A 14,906-nucleotide genomic window follows, 5' to 3' on the forward strand; every position below is an offset into this window, starting at 1 on the left:
TCCTAACCGATTGCAGAAAGCACGCCTACCAGAGGCAGCATCACGGAAAGCAGCACCAGTCCCACTGATACAGCCAGCACAGCTACGATCGTAGGCTCAAACCGGGCGATCATTCCGTCAATGGCAGAATCCGCCATTTCCTCATAATCCCCGGAAATTTCCTCCATTACCTGATCCAGATGGCCGCTGCGGCTTCCCACCTTAATCATCTGAATATAAAAACCGGAAAAAAGCCCTGCTGCCTTCATGGCGTCATAGTAGCTTTCTCCCTCTTCCAGACGTCTGGAGCAGTCATCGATCTGACCGGCCACTGTTTCATTTTCAGCCAGCTCTTTGGCTAATTCCATACTCTTTTCCAGTTCCAGCCCGCTCTTTAAGGTCAGAGCCAGCACAGAGGTAAAGCGGCGCAGCGCAACTGCTCTGGCAATACGGCTGCGGTTTTTTACTGCTGCGACGCCCTTTTCCACCAGTGAAAAACGCTTTCCGAAACGGGCAGCAATCCATATCACGGCCGCAGCTGCACCAGTTACAGCTGCCAGAACCAATGCTGCGCCGCTTAAAATGCCTCCCAGACGGATTGCTGCTGCAGCCGCAGGCGGAAGGCTGGCTCCCAGCTGCTCATATACCCTTGAAAACACCGGCATTACCTTTGTAAAAAGCACGAATAGAACCACTAACAGCATGAGAATCATCATTGCGGGATAAGTGGCCGCATTTTTTACCGCCTTTAAAAGCCTGGCTTCTTTCTCATAATAATCAGAAAGGGATTTCATCATCTGATCCAGCGTACCTGTCTGCTGCCCCAGTCTGGCCATACGGACGATATAGGGGGGAAACACGCCTGTATCCTCCAGCACCTTAAAGAAAGGATCTCCAAGTTCTGCGCCCTCTGCCATATAAAGAAGCATGGCCTTTTCTTTTTCCTCTGCCGCATCCTCTGCCATGATCGTCAGCCCTTCCTCCAAAGGCACAGCCGCCTCCAGCAAAAGGGCAATCTGTAAGCAGAAGGCGGACAGCTCCTCATAGGAATACCGATCGTATTTCTCCCCCTGTTTTTCCATTTTCTCTGTCCTCCTGACTAATAGCTGTATTTCGCCTGGTAATTGGCTCCGTTTCCTATATACTGCATAATCTCCTGGCTCTGGTTGCCGGAGGATGCAAAGGTCGGATCCATCAATTTCCAGCTGGTTCCGTCAAAATAAATGATATTGTCCACCCAGCCCTGGCCTTCCAGATATACATTGATCCAGGCGTGATACAGGTTTCCTGTATATCCCACCACCAGCTTGGTGGGAATGTCCTGAGAACGGAGCATAGCCGTCATAAGAGCCGCATAGTCAAAGCAGATTCCTTTTTTCTGGGCCAGCACCAGATCCACATTGGGAAGATAGCCGGACTGTACGGAACTGGCCTTTGCCGTATCATAAGTCAGATTCTTAACCACATAGTTGTAAACAGCCGATACCACGCCAAGCTGATCTGTAACGCCTGCCGAAAGCTCTGCTCCCTTTTGAACTGCCGCACTGGCAGAATTAAAATTCACATACTGGTTGGGATACAAAAAAGGACCGAAGGGATTGGAAATGGATACGTCCAGATTCTGGCTGAAGGCCTGGGAATACTGATTCCCCTGAATATTTTCAAACACCTTTACCTGATAGGAGCCGTTTCCCTCCGAAAGAGGAAAAACTTCATAAACACCGCTGTTATTTAAATCATATGTATATGTTTCTGAACCGTTTTTGGAAATCTGAACCTTAATTTTTCCTACACTGCCGGTATATTTCACCATTAGATAGCCCTCAGATGTATTGGACGCATCCAGAGTGGCCTTATCATTTTTATATACCGTCACACCGGAAGCAATGGGAGTACGCACATAGCTTCCGGCAGGCTTATCATACAGCGGCACCTGTGTATCCTCGATCACTGCTGTCTGAGACGCTTTTGCCGGAAATGCTCCAAAAAGGCCACAGACACCTACCACAGCGGCTGTCAGAACCGCTGCCCCGGAAATGTTTCTTCTGTTTTTTCGGATTCTCTCCATTCTTTCTTCCTCTTTCCAAACTGCTATTTTGCCAGCCTCTGGCGGACAATCTCATAGGCCAGAACACCTGCTGCCACAGAGGCATTTAACGAATCAATATCTCCCTTCATGGGAATGGAAGCTGTCATATCACAGTGCTCCCGAACCAGCTTGCTGACGCCCTCGCCTTCATTTCCGATCACAAGGCCGATGGGGCCTGTAAGATTCATGCGGTACATCACGTCCCCGCCCATATCGGCGCAGACAAACCACAGCCCCTTTTTCTTAAGATCCTCCATCACTGCGGTAAGGTTCGTCACCTTTGCCACAGGGGTATAATTAAGCGCACCGGCTGAAGTCTTGGCCACCGTGGCAGTCAGCCCCACTGCCCTGCGCTTTGGGATAATGACGCCGTGAGCACCAGCCAGATTGGCTGTACGGATAATCGCTCCCAAATTATGGGGATCCTCAATGCCATCCAGCAAAAACAAAAAGGGCGGCTCTCCTTTTTCCTCTGCCAGCTTAAGCATATCCTCCACCTGGGCGTATTCATAGGCAGCCGCATAAGCGATCACTCCCTGATGCTTTCCCGTCTCAGAAAGCTGATCCAGACGCTCCTTAGCCACATAGTTGATAATTGTGTCGTGTTTTTTCGCTTCCCTTACGATGGTGCGCACCGGGCCGTCCTGGCAGCCGTCCAGCACAAACAGCTTGTCAATGGTCTTTCCGGAACGAAAGGCCTCCAGCACTGCATTGCGTCCCTCGATGGTCAGTTCTTCGTATCTCATGAAATGTTTCTCCTTTATATTTCCTCAAAGGCTCCTATTTTTTCAAGCCCCAGGCTGATCAACTCTGCAAGACGCTCAAATCTCTCTTCCAGAAACAGCCAGCCCACCAAAGCCTCCATGCCTGTAGCAGTACGGTAATCTGCCATAGTAGCGTGTTTTGCCATGGTAACGGATTTGGCATTGCGCCCCCGTTTATAGACCGCGTGCTCCTGAGGCGTAAGCTCCTCTTCAATGGAGCGGATAAGCTGTGCCTGCGTGCCTGCGTTTACCAGCATCGCGCTTCGTTTATGCATCTTATTTACCTGCATACTTCCACGGTTAATTACTCTGGCGCGGATCATCACCTCATACACCGCATCTCCAATGTAAGCAAGAACCAACGGAGAATAGGAACCGGCATCTACCGGTTCCAGTCTCATGGTCTTTTTATAGTATGCAAGGAAGTCCTTTAATGTTATGCTCTCTTCCACTTTACGCCCTCTCTGGTATCCTCCAGCACGATTCCCATATCCAGAAGCTTTCCGCGGATCTCATCGGCAAGAGCAAAGTTTTTCTCTTTTCTGGCCTGCTGTCTGGCTGCGATCATGGCTTCGATCTCCTCGTCCAGCACCTCTGTCTTCCGCTCTGTGATAATACCAAGCACCTCGCACAGACGTGAAATCAGATCTTCAAGGCCCTTTACATAAGCTGCGGTGGAATCAGCATCTGCTGTAGAGTTAGCAAGCTTTACCAGCTCAAACACAGCGGAAACCGCATCCGCCGTATTAAAATCATCCTCCATGGCAGCCTCAAATTTCTCTCTGAGCCTGTCAGCCTCTGCCATTTTCTCTGTCTCGGCTGCTGTCATATCACCGGCCTGAGCCTTTGCCTTCAGTTCCCGCAGCTTATCCATGCAGGTCATAATGCGTTCCAGGCCGTTTTTGGAAGCCTCCATCAGCTCGGCACTGAAATTAAGAGGACTGCGGTAATGGGCGCTGAGCATGAAGAAACGCAGTACCTGCAAATCATATTTCTCCGCAATATCCCGGACAGTGAAGAAATTCCCAAGGGATTTGGACATCTTCTTATTATCAATATTTAAAAAGCCGTTGTGCATCCAGTATGCGGCAAAGGGCTTATCATTGGCGCACTCACTCTGTGCAATTTCATTTTCATGGTGAGGGAAGATCAGATCCTCGCCCCCTGCATGGATATCAATGGAATCTCCCAGATAGCGCTTTGCCATCACAGAGCACTCAATATGCCAGCCCGGACGGCCCTGGCACCATGGAGACTCCCAGTAAGGCTCTCCCTCTTTCTTGGGCTTCCAGAGCACAAAATCATTAGGGTCTTCCTTGCCTTCTTCACCCGTTACCTTAATCTCACGAAAGCCAGACTGAAGCTCATCTAGGTTTTTGTGGGACAGCTTGCCGTATTCTGCAAAGGAACGCGTCTTAAAGTACACCGTGCCGTCCTCTGCCACATAGGCGTGTCCCTTGTCGATCAGGGTCTGGATCATATTGATCATTCCCTGAATCTCCTGAGTTGCCTGCGGATGTACCGTAGCAGGCTCCACATTCATATCCTTCATATCCTTTTTGCACTCTGCAATATAGCGCTCGGAAATAATATGGGCATCTACGCCTTCTTCATTGGCCTTTTTGATGATTTTGTCGTCCACATCCGTAAAGTTGGAAACAAATTTCACCTTATATCCCTTGTATTCAAAATACCGGCGCACAGTGTCAAACATGATCATGGGACGGGCATTTCCGATATGGATCAGATTGTATACCGTAGGGCCGCACACATACATTTTCACCTCTCCCGGTGTAATCGGCTTAAATTCTTCTTTTCTCCTGGTTAATGTATTAAATATTTTCATACGATTTCTCCTCGCTTATGATCATTCAGAAACACTGTTCACTTCTGCTCGCAGCCGCAGCCTGAGCAGCCCGGACAGCCTTCTGTCATTATTTTATTATCATAGCAGTAATCCGCTGTTTCCGTCAATAATGTAATTGCCTGAGAAGCAATTCCCTCTCCGCTTCCCGTAAATCCCAGCCCCTCCTCTGTAGTGGCTTTTACGCTGACTCTGGACGGATCCAGATGAAGGGCCTCTGCAATATTCTCTTCCATCTGAGGACGGTAGGAGGCCAGCTTTGGCCTCTGAGCGATGATCGTAGCATCAATATTTTCAATCACATAGCCCTTTTCCTCCAAAAGTGCACCTACCTTACCCAGAAGCTCTATGCTGGAAATCCCCTTATAAGCAGGATCTGTATCCGGAAAATGCTGTCCGATATCTCCCAGAGCCGCTGCCCCTAAGAGCGCATCCATCACGGCATGGATCAGCACATCTGCATCCGAATGGCCTAAAAGCCCCTTTTCATAAGGTATCTCCACGCCTCCCAGAATAAGCTTACGGCCCTCTGTGAGCCTGTGAACATCATAGCCTTGTCCGATTCTCATGTTTCTGTCTCCTCTATTTCGTTCTTTTGATCACAATTCTTTTTAACAGTTCATATTACCGGCCGGAACAGCCGTATTATATCCCCATTCGGATCTGCCGCGAAATGCACTCTGCCCGCAGGTCTGTCTGAGTACCGCAGAATTCTCCATCCACATGAATGGGAAGAGGGGCGTCTGTGTGAATGGAAACCTCTCTGCATTCAAACATCCGTGCTCCCTTATGCTTCTTAAAACGGCCGGTCAAAGCCTGCAGCATCACAGGGATCAGCCGTTTTCTGGAAGAATGGCTTACCACACAGACATTCATCCTGCCGTCGCTTCCGTCTGCTCTGGGAGCAAAAACAAAACCGCCTCCCTCTGATGGCTGAATGTGACAGGATATAAACAGGATATGATTAAATTCCACTTTTTTTACACCATCCAAAAGGATATATCCCCGGCTGGACCGGCATCCTGCCGCCTGGCAGAGTCCAAGAAGAAAACAAAAAAGTTTTCCAAGACCCAGCCGCCCCATAATGCCCCGCAGCCTGGAAGCGGATGCCGCACAACACACAGCAGCATCAAATCCCATACCGGCGCTTACCATAAATCTCCGATGAGAAATCTCACTGGAACCAAGAGAGAGCACCCCGTAATCTACCATTGAAAAATGTCTGGGATACAGCTGTTTTTTCAGACAGCGTACGGTACGTTTGGGAATGTGGAGACAGCGGGATAAATCATTTCCCGTGCCTGCCGGAATATAACCCAGATCAAAAATCCCATGAAGGACAGCTCCATCAAGAACCTCATTGACCGTTCCGCTTCCGCCGACCACGATCAACAGGCCTGGCTGGCGTTTCTTCTCCGTCAGTTCTCTGGCAGCAATCCTCGCATCACCGACGCTGCCGGTAAGTACCGCTTCATATTCAATATTGTGCAGATCCATATAGCAGGCAATGGCTTTCCACACTCTCCTGCCTCTGCCGGAGCCTGCACTGGGATTTACAATAAAATAGTACATAGGGGCGTAGGGTCCTTTCCTTTCGTCCACACAGCGGAAAGCACAAGCCTGCGCCCGTCCGCCGATGGCAGCATCTACTCTGGAATAAGTATACCACGCCCGCCCCCAAATGAATATAAACCATTAAAAAATTTTCTATAAAATATCGAAAAAATAAATGCTCTCCCAGCTCTGAAAATGCCGGAAAACCAGCAAAAATAAGGGCAAAAAAACTTTTTTAAAAAAAATTCAAAAAAGTGTTGACAATTACCACAATTTATCATATACTGTACAAGCAGTCGCGAGTGAGACAAAAACAAACAAGCGACACACTGGATACGGGGTCTTAGCTCAGCTGGGAGAGCATCTGCCTTACAAGCAGAGGGTCACAGGTTCGAGCCCTGTAGGCCCCATCCATTTCAATTAAATATGGCGGAATAGCTCAGCTGGCTAGAGCACACGGTTCATACCCGTGGTGTCGAGAGTTCGAATCTCCCTTCCGCTACTCTGAAACCCTTGAAGAATCAAGGGTTTCTTTGTTTTTGGTTTGAGTACCTTTAAGTACCTCAAATCATTCGTAGACTTTCCCGCCTCCCCGTGGTATACTTTTGCTATACCATGAAAGCAGGAGGATTTAAGCCATGTATGCAGAATTTACAGATGACCTGATCACAGGAAATGAAATGATCGACAGCCAGCACAGAGAGCTGATCAGCCGGATCAATGACCTCTTAGTCAGCTGTGAGAACCGTTCCAACCAGAGCGGAGCTGCCAGATTATTAAATTATCTGGCAGACTATACGGATTTCCATTTCAAAGAGGAAGAGGCATTCCAGAAGGAAATCGGATATCCGGGCCTGAAGGAGCACCTTGAAAAGCATGAGGAGCTGCGCCGTACCGTACAGGAGCTTCACGATATGCTTACAGACGAAGAAGGCCCTTCTGACGCCTTTGTTTCCAAGGTGGCAGAAAATGTAAGAGACTGGCTCTACTACCACATCAAAGGCTTTGACCGTTCTGTGGCAGAGTACAAGTATATGCGCGACAGCGCCGACCGCATCTAACTGAATTTTTGCACAGCAAAAGCCCGGCCATACCTGATCAGCCGGGCTTGTTTCTATCTGTTATTCTTCTGTATTTTTCTTAAGAATCCCAAGAATCAGGCATCCTGCGACAGCTCCTCCCATCACAGCAGCCAGATACATAAGAGGATTTCCAATGGTAGGGAGTACGAAGATGCCGCCGTGAGGCGCCCTTAAGGTACAGCCGAATGCCATGGAAAGGCCTCCTGCAGCCGCCGCTCCGATCCCACAGGCAGGAATCACGCGAAGGGGATCCTGTGCTGCAAAGGGAATCGCTCCCTCTGTGATAAAGGATAGTCCCATAATATAATTTACAATGCCGGACTGGCGTTCTTTTTCTGTAAACTTCTTCTTAAAAAATGTGGTGCACAGGGCAATCGCGATCGGCGGAACCATACCACCGGCCATCACTGCAGCCATTACCTCAAAATTCCCCTCTGCCAGCTGGGCAGTACCAAATACATAGGCCGCTTTATTAAAGGGGCCTCCCATATCAATAGACATCATAGCCCCCAGTACCATTCCAAGCACAATACGGCTGGCACCGCCCATTCCATTTAAGAAATGTGTCAGTCCATCATTGATCATACCCATATATGGGTTGATCAGTGTAGTCATTACAGCAGCCACAAAAATCCCAAGCACCGGATAAAGAAGCACCGGCTTGATACCTTCTAAGGATTTGGGCAGTCTGGAAAAAATCTTTTTAAGCCCCAACACCAGATAACCGCCCGCAAAGCCTGCAAAGAGAGCTCCGAGAAAGCCTGCATTTACATCACCACCCGCAGGATTTGCAAAGGTACAGCCCATTTTCGCCACCATACCAGCTACCATTCCTACTGCAAGTCCCGGACGGTCTGCGATACTCATGGCAATGAAGCCTGCAAGGATCGGGAGCATCATTCCAAAGGCCTGTTCGCCGATGGTCTTTAAATATGCAGCCAGAGGGGTATTTTTTCCAAAATTGGACGGATCAATGGAATAATCGTCAAGCAGAAACGCTAACGCAATGAGGATGCCGCCACCGATCACAAAGGGAAGCATATGGGATACGCCGTTCATCAGATGCTTGTAAATGGTTCTTCCAATACTTTTATCTCCTTCCGCTTCTGCCTCGGAGGTTCCGCCCTCATGGTGATATACCGGCACTGTACCGCTGACTGCTCTCCGGATCAGCTCTTCTGCCTTGTGGATGCCGTCTGCCACCGGAACCATGATAACGGGCTTTCCGTCAAAACGCGCCATTTCCACATTCTTATCTGCCGCAACAATGATTGCTTCTGCCTCCCTGATTTCCTCTTTCGTAAGAATATTCTGAGCGCCGCCGGAACCATCCGTTTCTGCTTTCAGGGAAATCCCCAGTTTTTTCCCTGTATTTTCCAGATTTTCAGCAGCCATATAGGTATGGGCAATTCCTGTGGGACAAGCAGTGACTGCCAGCACGCGAAAGCCTGTTTTTTCCGGTTCTGCTGCCTTTTCCGGTTCATCCATTTCTTCTTTCTTCCCAAACCGCTCCGTTTCCGCCTGATCGATAACCTCCAGGAACTCCTCCTTTGATCCTGCATGGATCAGAGCTTCCTTAAAACCGGGATTCATCAGCAGGGTGGAAAGCCGGGATAATGCCTCCAGATGTACGTCTTCTCCTCCTGCCGGAGCTGCGATCATAAAAATCAAATTGGACAGAGAGCCGTCAAACGCCTCATAATCCACACCCTCAGGCACTGTTATAGCTGCCAGCCCCGGTTCCTTTACTGCTTCTACCTTTGCGTGGGGAATGGCAATCCCTTCCCCGATTGCTGTGCTCCCCAGGCTTTCTCTTGCAAGAATCCCTTCCTTATAACCGACTCTGTCATTCAGCCTCCCCCCTGCATCCATAAGGGCGATGAGACGATCAATAGCCTCCTCCTTGGAAGCTGCCTTCACTCCCAGTTCAATGCTTTGCTTTTTCAACAATTCTGTGATCCGCATCCTCTACTTCCCTCCATTTTCTGTAAGCTGTGCAAACAGCTCCATGATCATTTTTCTGCTTCCCATACCATCTGAAAATGCCGTCGCTCCTCCGCTGGCCGTTCCCAGACGCAGCGCATAATCGTAATCTCCTGTTTTTAAATATCCTGCCAGAAATCCCGCCACCATGGAATCGCCTGCTCCTACGGAATTTTTCACCGTTCCGCGGCACACTCCCAGTCTGTGGACTTTTCCATTTTCATCGACCAGGATTGCTCCGTCCTTTGCCATGGACACCAGCACATTGACCGCTCCCCGGTCTTTTAGGCTCATGGCGCCATCGATGATCTCCTTCTCCGTCTTTAGTTCCTTTCCAAAGATCTGCCCCAGCTCATGGTTATTAGGTTTGATCAAAAAAGGCTTTAATGGAAGTACCTCTGTCAGCAGATCCCGTTCTGCGTCTACAGCAATGCACACGCCCCGATCCTTTAACTGTTCTATGATCCTACGGTAAATATCATTTCCCACAGCAGCCGGTATGCTTCCGGAAAGCACCAGCACATCCCCACTCCCTAAACGGTTCAGCTTTTCAAACAGCGCTTCCACATCCTCAGGCCGGATATCCGGGCCCATCCCGTTAATCTCCGTTTCTTCCTCCGATTTCAGTTTCACATTGATACGTGACATTCCACTTTTTACATGGATAAAATCGGATGAGATCCCAAATGCTTTTAACCCCCTTTCAATTTCTTTTCCCGTAAATCCGGCCACAAACCCCAGCGCTGTGCTCTCAACTCCCAGATTTGCCAGCAGCACAGAAACATTGATTCCTTTTCCTCCACAGAAAATATCTTCCTTTACTGTACGGTTGACCTTTCCCTGAGCAAAATGATCCACAGCGATCACATAGTCCAGAGCCGGATTAAAGGTAACTGTGTAAATCATATGTCATCTCCCCTTATTTATAAGAAATTTAATTTCACACCTATACTATAGTACGATATTTGTTTTTCGTCAATATTATTTCTTATGAAATTTTGTTTCTCTTATATTTTCATCACTTCAAACAAAAAGACGGTCTCTGCCTGTCAGATACCGTCTCTTTTTTGTACATTTTACCTATATTTCGTTTTTATCCGAGGAAATAGCTTCCTCATGGCGGCGGATATGTTCCATAGCATCCTTCTTTCCCGCCCGCAAAAGAAGATATAAAATTTCAATCACCGCCGTGGCTGTGACCCGTGAAAACCAGAATTCTTCTGTAAGAAGCTTTTCTCTGGTGGCCGTAATAATTTTATGATCACAGATCGAAGCCAGAGGCGAATCCGGGTTATTCGTGATCAGCACCAGCGTGCTCCCATTTTCTTTTGCTCCCTGAGCCAGTGTGTTTAACCGCCTGGAAAAACCGGAATTGGAAATAAGGAGCACCACATCCTCCGGCCCCAGATTAAAGGTATAAGCTGCCTGCGTTTCCCAGATGTCTCCGGCCACAGACGGAATCCCCAGCTGATTAAACTTAAAAGCGCCGTCCAGAGCCACAGGGATCGTATTTCCCACTGCAGCCAGCTGAACCATACGGGCCTTTTCCAGCTTTTTAAGGATTTCTTCCAGGCTGTGTATATCCATCATACGGACCGTTTCTGTCAGCTCCGCAACCTTATTTGCCAGAATATTGTTAAGTGACTGGGACAGATTCTCCCGGTCAATATCATTTGTCACCTTCCGGCTGTCCTGTTCTTCCCTGAGCACCTCTCTGGCCAAAGCCAGCTTTAGGCTCTGGAATCCCTTAAACCCGCATCTGCGACAAAATCTGGATACCGTAGCGTCGCTTGTGCCGCTGGCTCTTGCCAGCTCCCCCACCGTCATATCTACTGCCTGGGCCTTGTGCTCCATGATATAATCCGCAATCTTCTTTTCCGCCTCAAAAAAGCTGTCATAGAAAGAACAGATCACGCCTAATACGCTTCGTGCTTCACTCATGCCATGTCCTTTCATTTACATGTAAATTTATTTCATATAATAATGATAACACAAGATACATAAAATGAAAAGACGCAGTTTGCAGGGCAACTTCTTAAAGCTGTCGAAACTTTATTAAGATTTCTGTCCAGCTCTTGTTTTTCCATTTTTACCGTGCTATAATTTTGCACATCTACAAATTTTAACAGTTCCTTTACATTCGTTTTAAACTCTTAGAAAGGGAAACAGTTCTATGAAACGAGTTTGTGATTTCTTCCGCAAATACAGCCATATATGGCTTTTAAGTTATTTTTTTATCTATATTCCCTGGTTCTGTTATCTGGAAAAAACAGTGACACGCGATTATCATCTCATGCACGCCCCTCTGGATGATCTGATTCCTTTTAATGAATATTTTATCATTCCCTATCTTCTCTGGTTTGCTTTTGTAGGAGTGACGCTGATTTACTTCCTTATTAAAAGCAAAGAGGATTATTACCGGATGTGCACCTTTCTGTTTTCAGGCATGACCATCAGCCTGATCATCTGTACCTTTTTTGAAAATGGTACCAGTCTGCGTCCGATTCTTGACCCCGATAAAAATATTTTTACTGCTGCCGTGGCTGCTCTGTACCGTACCGATACCTGTACAAACGTATTTCCGAGCATCCATGTATACAATTCCATCGGTACCTATATTGCCATCCATAAAAGCCCTCTGTTTCAGGGAAAAACTGCCTTAAAGGCAGGCGCAGCCATTTTAACCGCAGCGATCTGTCTTTCTACTGTATTTTTAAAGCAACATTCCGTGATCGACGGAGTCGGCGCAGGAATTATGGCTGCTATGATGTATCATCTTGTTTATGCCTGCAGCCCTGTGGAAGAAGAAAAAAAGATTGTGGAAAAAATTTTAGAATAAGGATCATGGCTGCAAATAAACCAAATAAGCCGCCGGGAAAGCATATCATTTCGCTTCCCCGGCGGCTCTTTTACTTTAGTTAGTTAAATCCATAAAACTTCTGTGTGATCTTGTATCCCAGGATCAGCAGCTCTCTTCCGCCCTTTCCCGGCAGGTTACAGCCCTGTCCCAGAAATCCCCAGCGCAGACGCAGCCACAGAGGGAAATTCTGCTTTTTGAGCTCATTCCACAACTCCTTCTTTTTAGCCAGATTCTCCGCAGTCCCTGACTTGATCGCCAAAACGGAGCAGACAGTCATCATAATTTCCAGATACTGGATCATGTAATGGCGCAGCTTTGGATTGGATATTTTAGTGGCATCATAGTAACCGAGCATGAGCCTCGTAACCCTGAGCTGCTGGTCAATGCGGCCGATCATCACAGATTCATTGACAGACTGATCCGTTCTTCCGATAAAATAGCGGTAAAAATTCACATCCAGATAGTACATATTTTTTACATGGGGAAGGGGCTGGTAGACGAAAATATTGTCTACATAAAAGGTATGCTTGGGAAGCTCCAGCCCGCATTCCTTTAAAAGCTGTGTCCGGTAAATTACGGAATGCATGAGTATGTACTGACCGATCATGAAAAATTTTACATCCTTCCATCCAAAGACGCAGTCCTTTGGAAAGGCGGTATGGTATTTCATCACCTTTTTACGTCTTGCTCCCTCTTTTTCGTATACGAAATTGGTCACCAACATATCCAGAGCTTCCCCCCGGTAAACGAACCGACGCAGGGTTTCCAGAACCTTCTGATATGCTTCCTCATTTACCCAGTCGTCGCTGTCTACGACTTTGAAAAATACGCCCGTTGCATTTCTCAATCCCGCATTGACAGCTTCGCCATGACCGCCATTTTCCTGATGGATCGCGCGGCAGATACCGGGATAGCGCTTTTCATATTCATCTGCGATCTCAGCCGTCCGGTCCTTTGTGGAACCGTCATCTACGATCAGAATCTCCACCTCATCCCCTCCAGTGAGAAGAGAACGGATGCAGTGCTCCATATAAGCTTCTGAATTATAACAGGGTATCGCTACTGAAAGTAATTTCACGTTTTTTCCTCCTTGCATGTATGCAGATAAGGACGGCAGGCAGCTTTAGCCGAAGGCCAGCAGGGCTGCCCCATTGGCAGCCGCGTGCATCAGCACCGCCATCCTGTATTTTCCCCAGGGACATTTCTCATATCCCCATGCCAAAACAAAGCCCAGTAAAAAAGCGTAAAGGCCCTGAATCATGTTTCCGTGGTAAAAGCCAAAGGCCAAAGCTGAAAGAAAAGCTGCTGCTTTCGGCCTAAGCTTTCTTCTTAGAAGTCCATAAATGCCCAGCCGGAATACCGCCTCCTCCATCACCGGTGCCGCCGCCAGGGTAAGCGCCAGATAATACGACTGGCTCATACGCTCTGCTGTCTGTACTTCCCCATAAGAAATCAGCCAGCTCTCAGGCCAGGGGATCAGGCGTACCAGTATATTTCCTGCCAAAGCAGCAAGCACCGTCCCAAGGAGCAGCCTCTGCCACCCCGGAGGGAGAAATGATTTCTTTTCCACCATCTGTGTATTCCTCAGTATGTCTGTATTTTGCTGCATGATGCCAGTATATCACGGGTGCATTTCTTTTTCCAGTATCTTTTTTCGTTGCATTTTCAGAGATAATAAATTAAAATAGATATAACAACACCGCATACAAAGAGAGGGACTGAATATGGCAAAAAAACGCATTGTAATGGCTATTGGCCACAAGGATATGGGAACTAATCTTCCGGAACAGAAGGAAGCAGTACAGCGCACTGCAAAGGTGATCGCCGACTTTATCCAGGAGGGCTGGCAGGTCGCTATCGTGCACAGCAACGCCCCGCAGGTCGGCATGATCCACACTGCGATGAACGAGTTCGGACGCCAGCATGACGGCTACAGTTCTGCCCCCATGTCTGTCTGCTCCGCCATGAGCCAGGGCTATATCGGCTATGATCTGCAGAACGGCATCCGCGCCGAGCTGATCCGCCGGGGCATCTATAAGCCTGTAAGCACTGTTTTAACTCAGGTAACGGTAGATCCTTATGATGAAGCCTTCTATACTCCTGTAAAGGTGATCGGAAGAGTGATGAACCGTGAAGAGGCAGATGAGGAAGAGGCAAAGGGAAATCATGTGAAGGAGGTGGAAGGAGGCTTCCGCCGTATCGTGGCATCTCCCCATCCTGTAGCCATTGTAGAGATCGACGCCATCAAGGCTCTTTTAGATGCTGATCAGATTGTCATCGCCTGCGGCGGCGGCGGTATTCCGGTTATGGAACAGGGGTACAATCTCCGGGGTGCCAGCGCGATCATTGAAAAAGATCTGGCAACAGGCCTTCTGGCAAAGGAAACCGATGCCGATGTAATGATGATCCTTACCAGCGTGGACAATGTTACCTTAAATTACGGTACAGACCATGAAGAGCCCATCAAAAACATGACCATCGACCAGGCGAAGGATTACATCAGCCAGGGACAGTTTGAATTTGCCTCCATGCTTCCAAAAATCTCCGCATCCGTAGACTTTTTAGAGTGCGGAAAGGGACGCAAGGCAATTATCACCTCTCTTGACAAGGCCGAAGAGGCTTTGAAGGGCGAGGCAGGAACGACTATAAACGGATAACTGGATATACTGTCAATTCTGAGGGAGCCCATAGGGCTCCCTTTATTTTCTGCTTTAGAATTTTACCATACAAC

Annotated in this window: 15 protein-coding genes and 2 tRNA genes; 5 read left to right on the forward strand and 12 right to left on the reverse strand. The window is 48.1% G+C overall.

What is annotated here, in order from left to right:
- Nucleotides 1-2 precede the first annotated feature (2 nt).
- The 7 genes from WKT10_RS14450 to WKT10_RS14480 form a co-directional block, all read right to left on the reverse strand.
- Entirely contained in the window at nucleotides 3-1,061 is a 1,059-nt protein-coding gene (locus tag WKT10_RS14450; protein ID WP_296035176.1) for a type II secretion system F family protein, read from the reverse strand.
- Between the two features lie 17 nt (nucleotides 1,062-1,078).
- Nucleotides 1,079-2,047 carry a transglutaminase-like domain-containing protein gene (locus WKT10_RS14455; protein WP_337433717.1) on the reverse strand — a complete coding sequence of 323 codons (969 nt, stop codon included), beginning with the start codon at nucleotides 2,045-2,047 and terminating at the stop codon, nucleotides 1,079-1,081.
- Nucleotides 2,048-2,070: 23 nt separating this feature from the next.
- Entirely contained in the window at nucleotides 2,071-2,814 is a 744-nt protein-coding gene (gene rlmB, locus WKT10_RS14460; RefSeq protein ID WP_066546476.1) for a 23S rRNA (guanosine(2251)-2'-O)-methyltransferase RlmB, read from the reverse strand.
- A 14-nt stretch (nucleotides 2,815-2,828) separates the two neighbouring features.
- Nucleotides 2,829-3,284 (reverse strand): Mini-ribonuclease 3, encoded by a 456-nt coding sequence (locus WKT10_RS14465; protein ID WP_066546474.1) that lies wholly within the window; start codon nucleotides 3,282-3,284, stop codon nucleotides 2,829-2,831.
- A complete protein-coding gene (gene cysS / locus WKT10_RS14470) occupies nucleotides 3,269-4,678 on the reverse strand; it encodes a cysteine--tRNA ligase (RefSeq protein ID WP_337933499.1) in 1,410 nt (469 codons plus the stop codon). Before cysS ends, WKT10_RS14465 begins: the two co-directional genes overlap by 16 nt.
- 38 nt (nucleotides 4,679-4,716) lie before the next feature.
- Nucleotides 4,717-5,265, reverse strand: a complete 549-nt coding sequence (gene ispF, locus WKT10_RS14475; protein ID WP_296035165.1) for a 2-C-methyl-D-erythritol 2,4-cyclodiphosphate synthase — start codon at nucleotides 5,263-5,265, stop codon at nucleotides 4,717-4,719.
- Between the two features lie 76 nt (nucleotides 5,266-5,341).
- Nucleotides 5,342-6,268 (reverse strand): diacylglycerol/lipid kinase family protein, encoded by a 927-nt coding sequence (locus WKT10_RS14480; protein ID WP_337433715.1) that lies wholly within the window; start codon nucleotides 6,266-6,268, stop codon nucleotides 5,342-5,344.
- Nucleotides 6,269-6,587: 319 nt separating this feature from the next.
- Here WKT10_RS14480 and WKT10_RS14485 point away from each other — a divergent pair.
- The 3 genes from WKT10_RS14485 (at nucleotide 6,588) to WKT10_RS14495 (ending at nucleotide 7,311) form a co-directional block, all read left to right on the forward strand.
- Nucleotides 6,588-6,660, forward strand: a tRNA-Val gene (locus WKT10_RS14485).
- Nucleotides 6,661-6,678: 18 nt separating this feature from the next.
- Nucleotides 6,679-6,752 (forward strand) — tRNA-Met (locus WKT10_RS14490).
- Between the two features lie 136 nt (nucleotides 6,753-6,888).
- The gene (locus tag WKT10_RS14495; protein WP_066546460.1) at nucleotides 6,889-7,311 is read left to right on the forward strand and encodes a bacteriohemerythrin; all 423 of its coding nucleotides are present in this window, start codon (nucleotides 6,889-6,891) and stop codon (nucleotides 7,309-7,311) included.
- Between the two features lie 60 nt (nucleotides 7,312-7,371).
- On the opposite strand, the gene WKT10_RS14500 is transcribed toward WKT10_RS14495, so the two are convergent.
- The 3 genes from WKT10_RS14500 to WKT10_RS14510 all read right to left on the reverse strand — a co-directional run bounded on the left by WKT10_RS14500 (nucleotide 7,372) and on the right by WKT10_RS14510 (nucleotide 11,256).
- A complete protein-coding gene (locus WKT10_RS14500; RefSeq protein ID WP_340277926.1) occupies nucleotides 7,372-9,297 on the reverse strand; it encodes a PTS fructose transporter subunit IIABC in 1,926 nt (641 codons plus the stop codon).
- A 3-nt stretch (nucleotides 9,298-9,300) separates the two neighbouring features.
- A complete protein-coding gene (gene pfkB / locus WKT10_RS14505) occupies nucleotides 9,301-10,221 on the reverse strand; it encodes a 1-phosphofructokinase (protein WP_340277927.1) in 921 nt (306 codons plus the stop codon).
- Nucleotides 10,222-10,395: 174 nt separating this feature from the next.
- Nucleotides 10,396-11,256 (reverse strand): MurR/RpiR family transcriptional regulator, encoded by an 861-nt coding sequence (locus tag WKT10_RS14510; RefSeq protein ID WP_066546447.1) that lies wholly within the window; start codon nucleotides 11,254-11,256, stop codon nucleotides 10,396-10,398.
- 232 nt (nucleotides 11,257-11,488) lie between these two features.
- Here WKT10_RS14510 and WKT10_RS14515 point away from each other — a divergent pair, with 232 nt between their 5' ends.
- Entirely contained in the window at nucleotides 11,489-12,154 is a 666-nt protein-coding gene (locus tag WKT10_RS14515; protein WP_066546445.1) for a phosphatase PAP2 family protein, read from the forward strand.
- A 79-nt stretch (nucleotides 12,155-12,233) separates the two neighbouring features.
- Here WKT10_RS14515 and WKT10_RS14520 read toward each other — a convergent pair whose 3' ends face one another.
- Nucleotides 12,234-13,253 (reverse strand): glycosyltransferase family 2 protein, encoded by a 1,020-nt coding sequence (locus WKT10_RS14520; protein WP_296035152.1) that lies wholly within the window; start codon nucleotides 13,251-13,253, stop codon nucleotides 12,234-12,236.
- A 45-nt stretch (nucleotides 13,254-13,298) separates the two neighbouring features.
- Nucleotides 13,299-13,748, reverse strand: a complete 450-nt coding sequence (locus WKT10_RS14525) for a CPBP family glutamic-type intramembrane protease (protein ID WP_340277928.1) — start codon at nucleotides 13,746-13,748, stop codon at nucleotides 13,299-13,301.
- Nucleotides 13,749-13,899: 151 nt separating this feature from the next.
- Here WKT10_RS14525 and arcC point away from each other — a divergent pair, with 151 nt between their 5' ends.
- Nucleotides 13,900-14,832 (forward strand): carbamate kinase, encoded by a 933-nt coding sequence (arcC, locus tag WKT10_RS14530; protein ID WP_337433712.1) that lies wholly within the window; start codon nucleotides 13,900-13,902, stop codon nucleotides 14,830-14,832.
- The last annotated feature ends 74 nt before the right edge of the window (nucleotides 14,833-14,906 follow it).

The sequence above is a fragment of the Enterocloster sp. HCN-30185 genome (assembly GCF_037890305.1).
GTDB lineage: Bacteria > Bacillota > Clostridia > Lachnospirales > Lachnospiraceae > Enterocloster.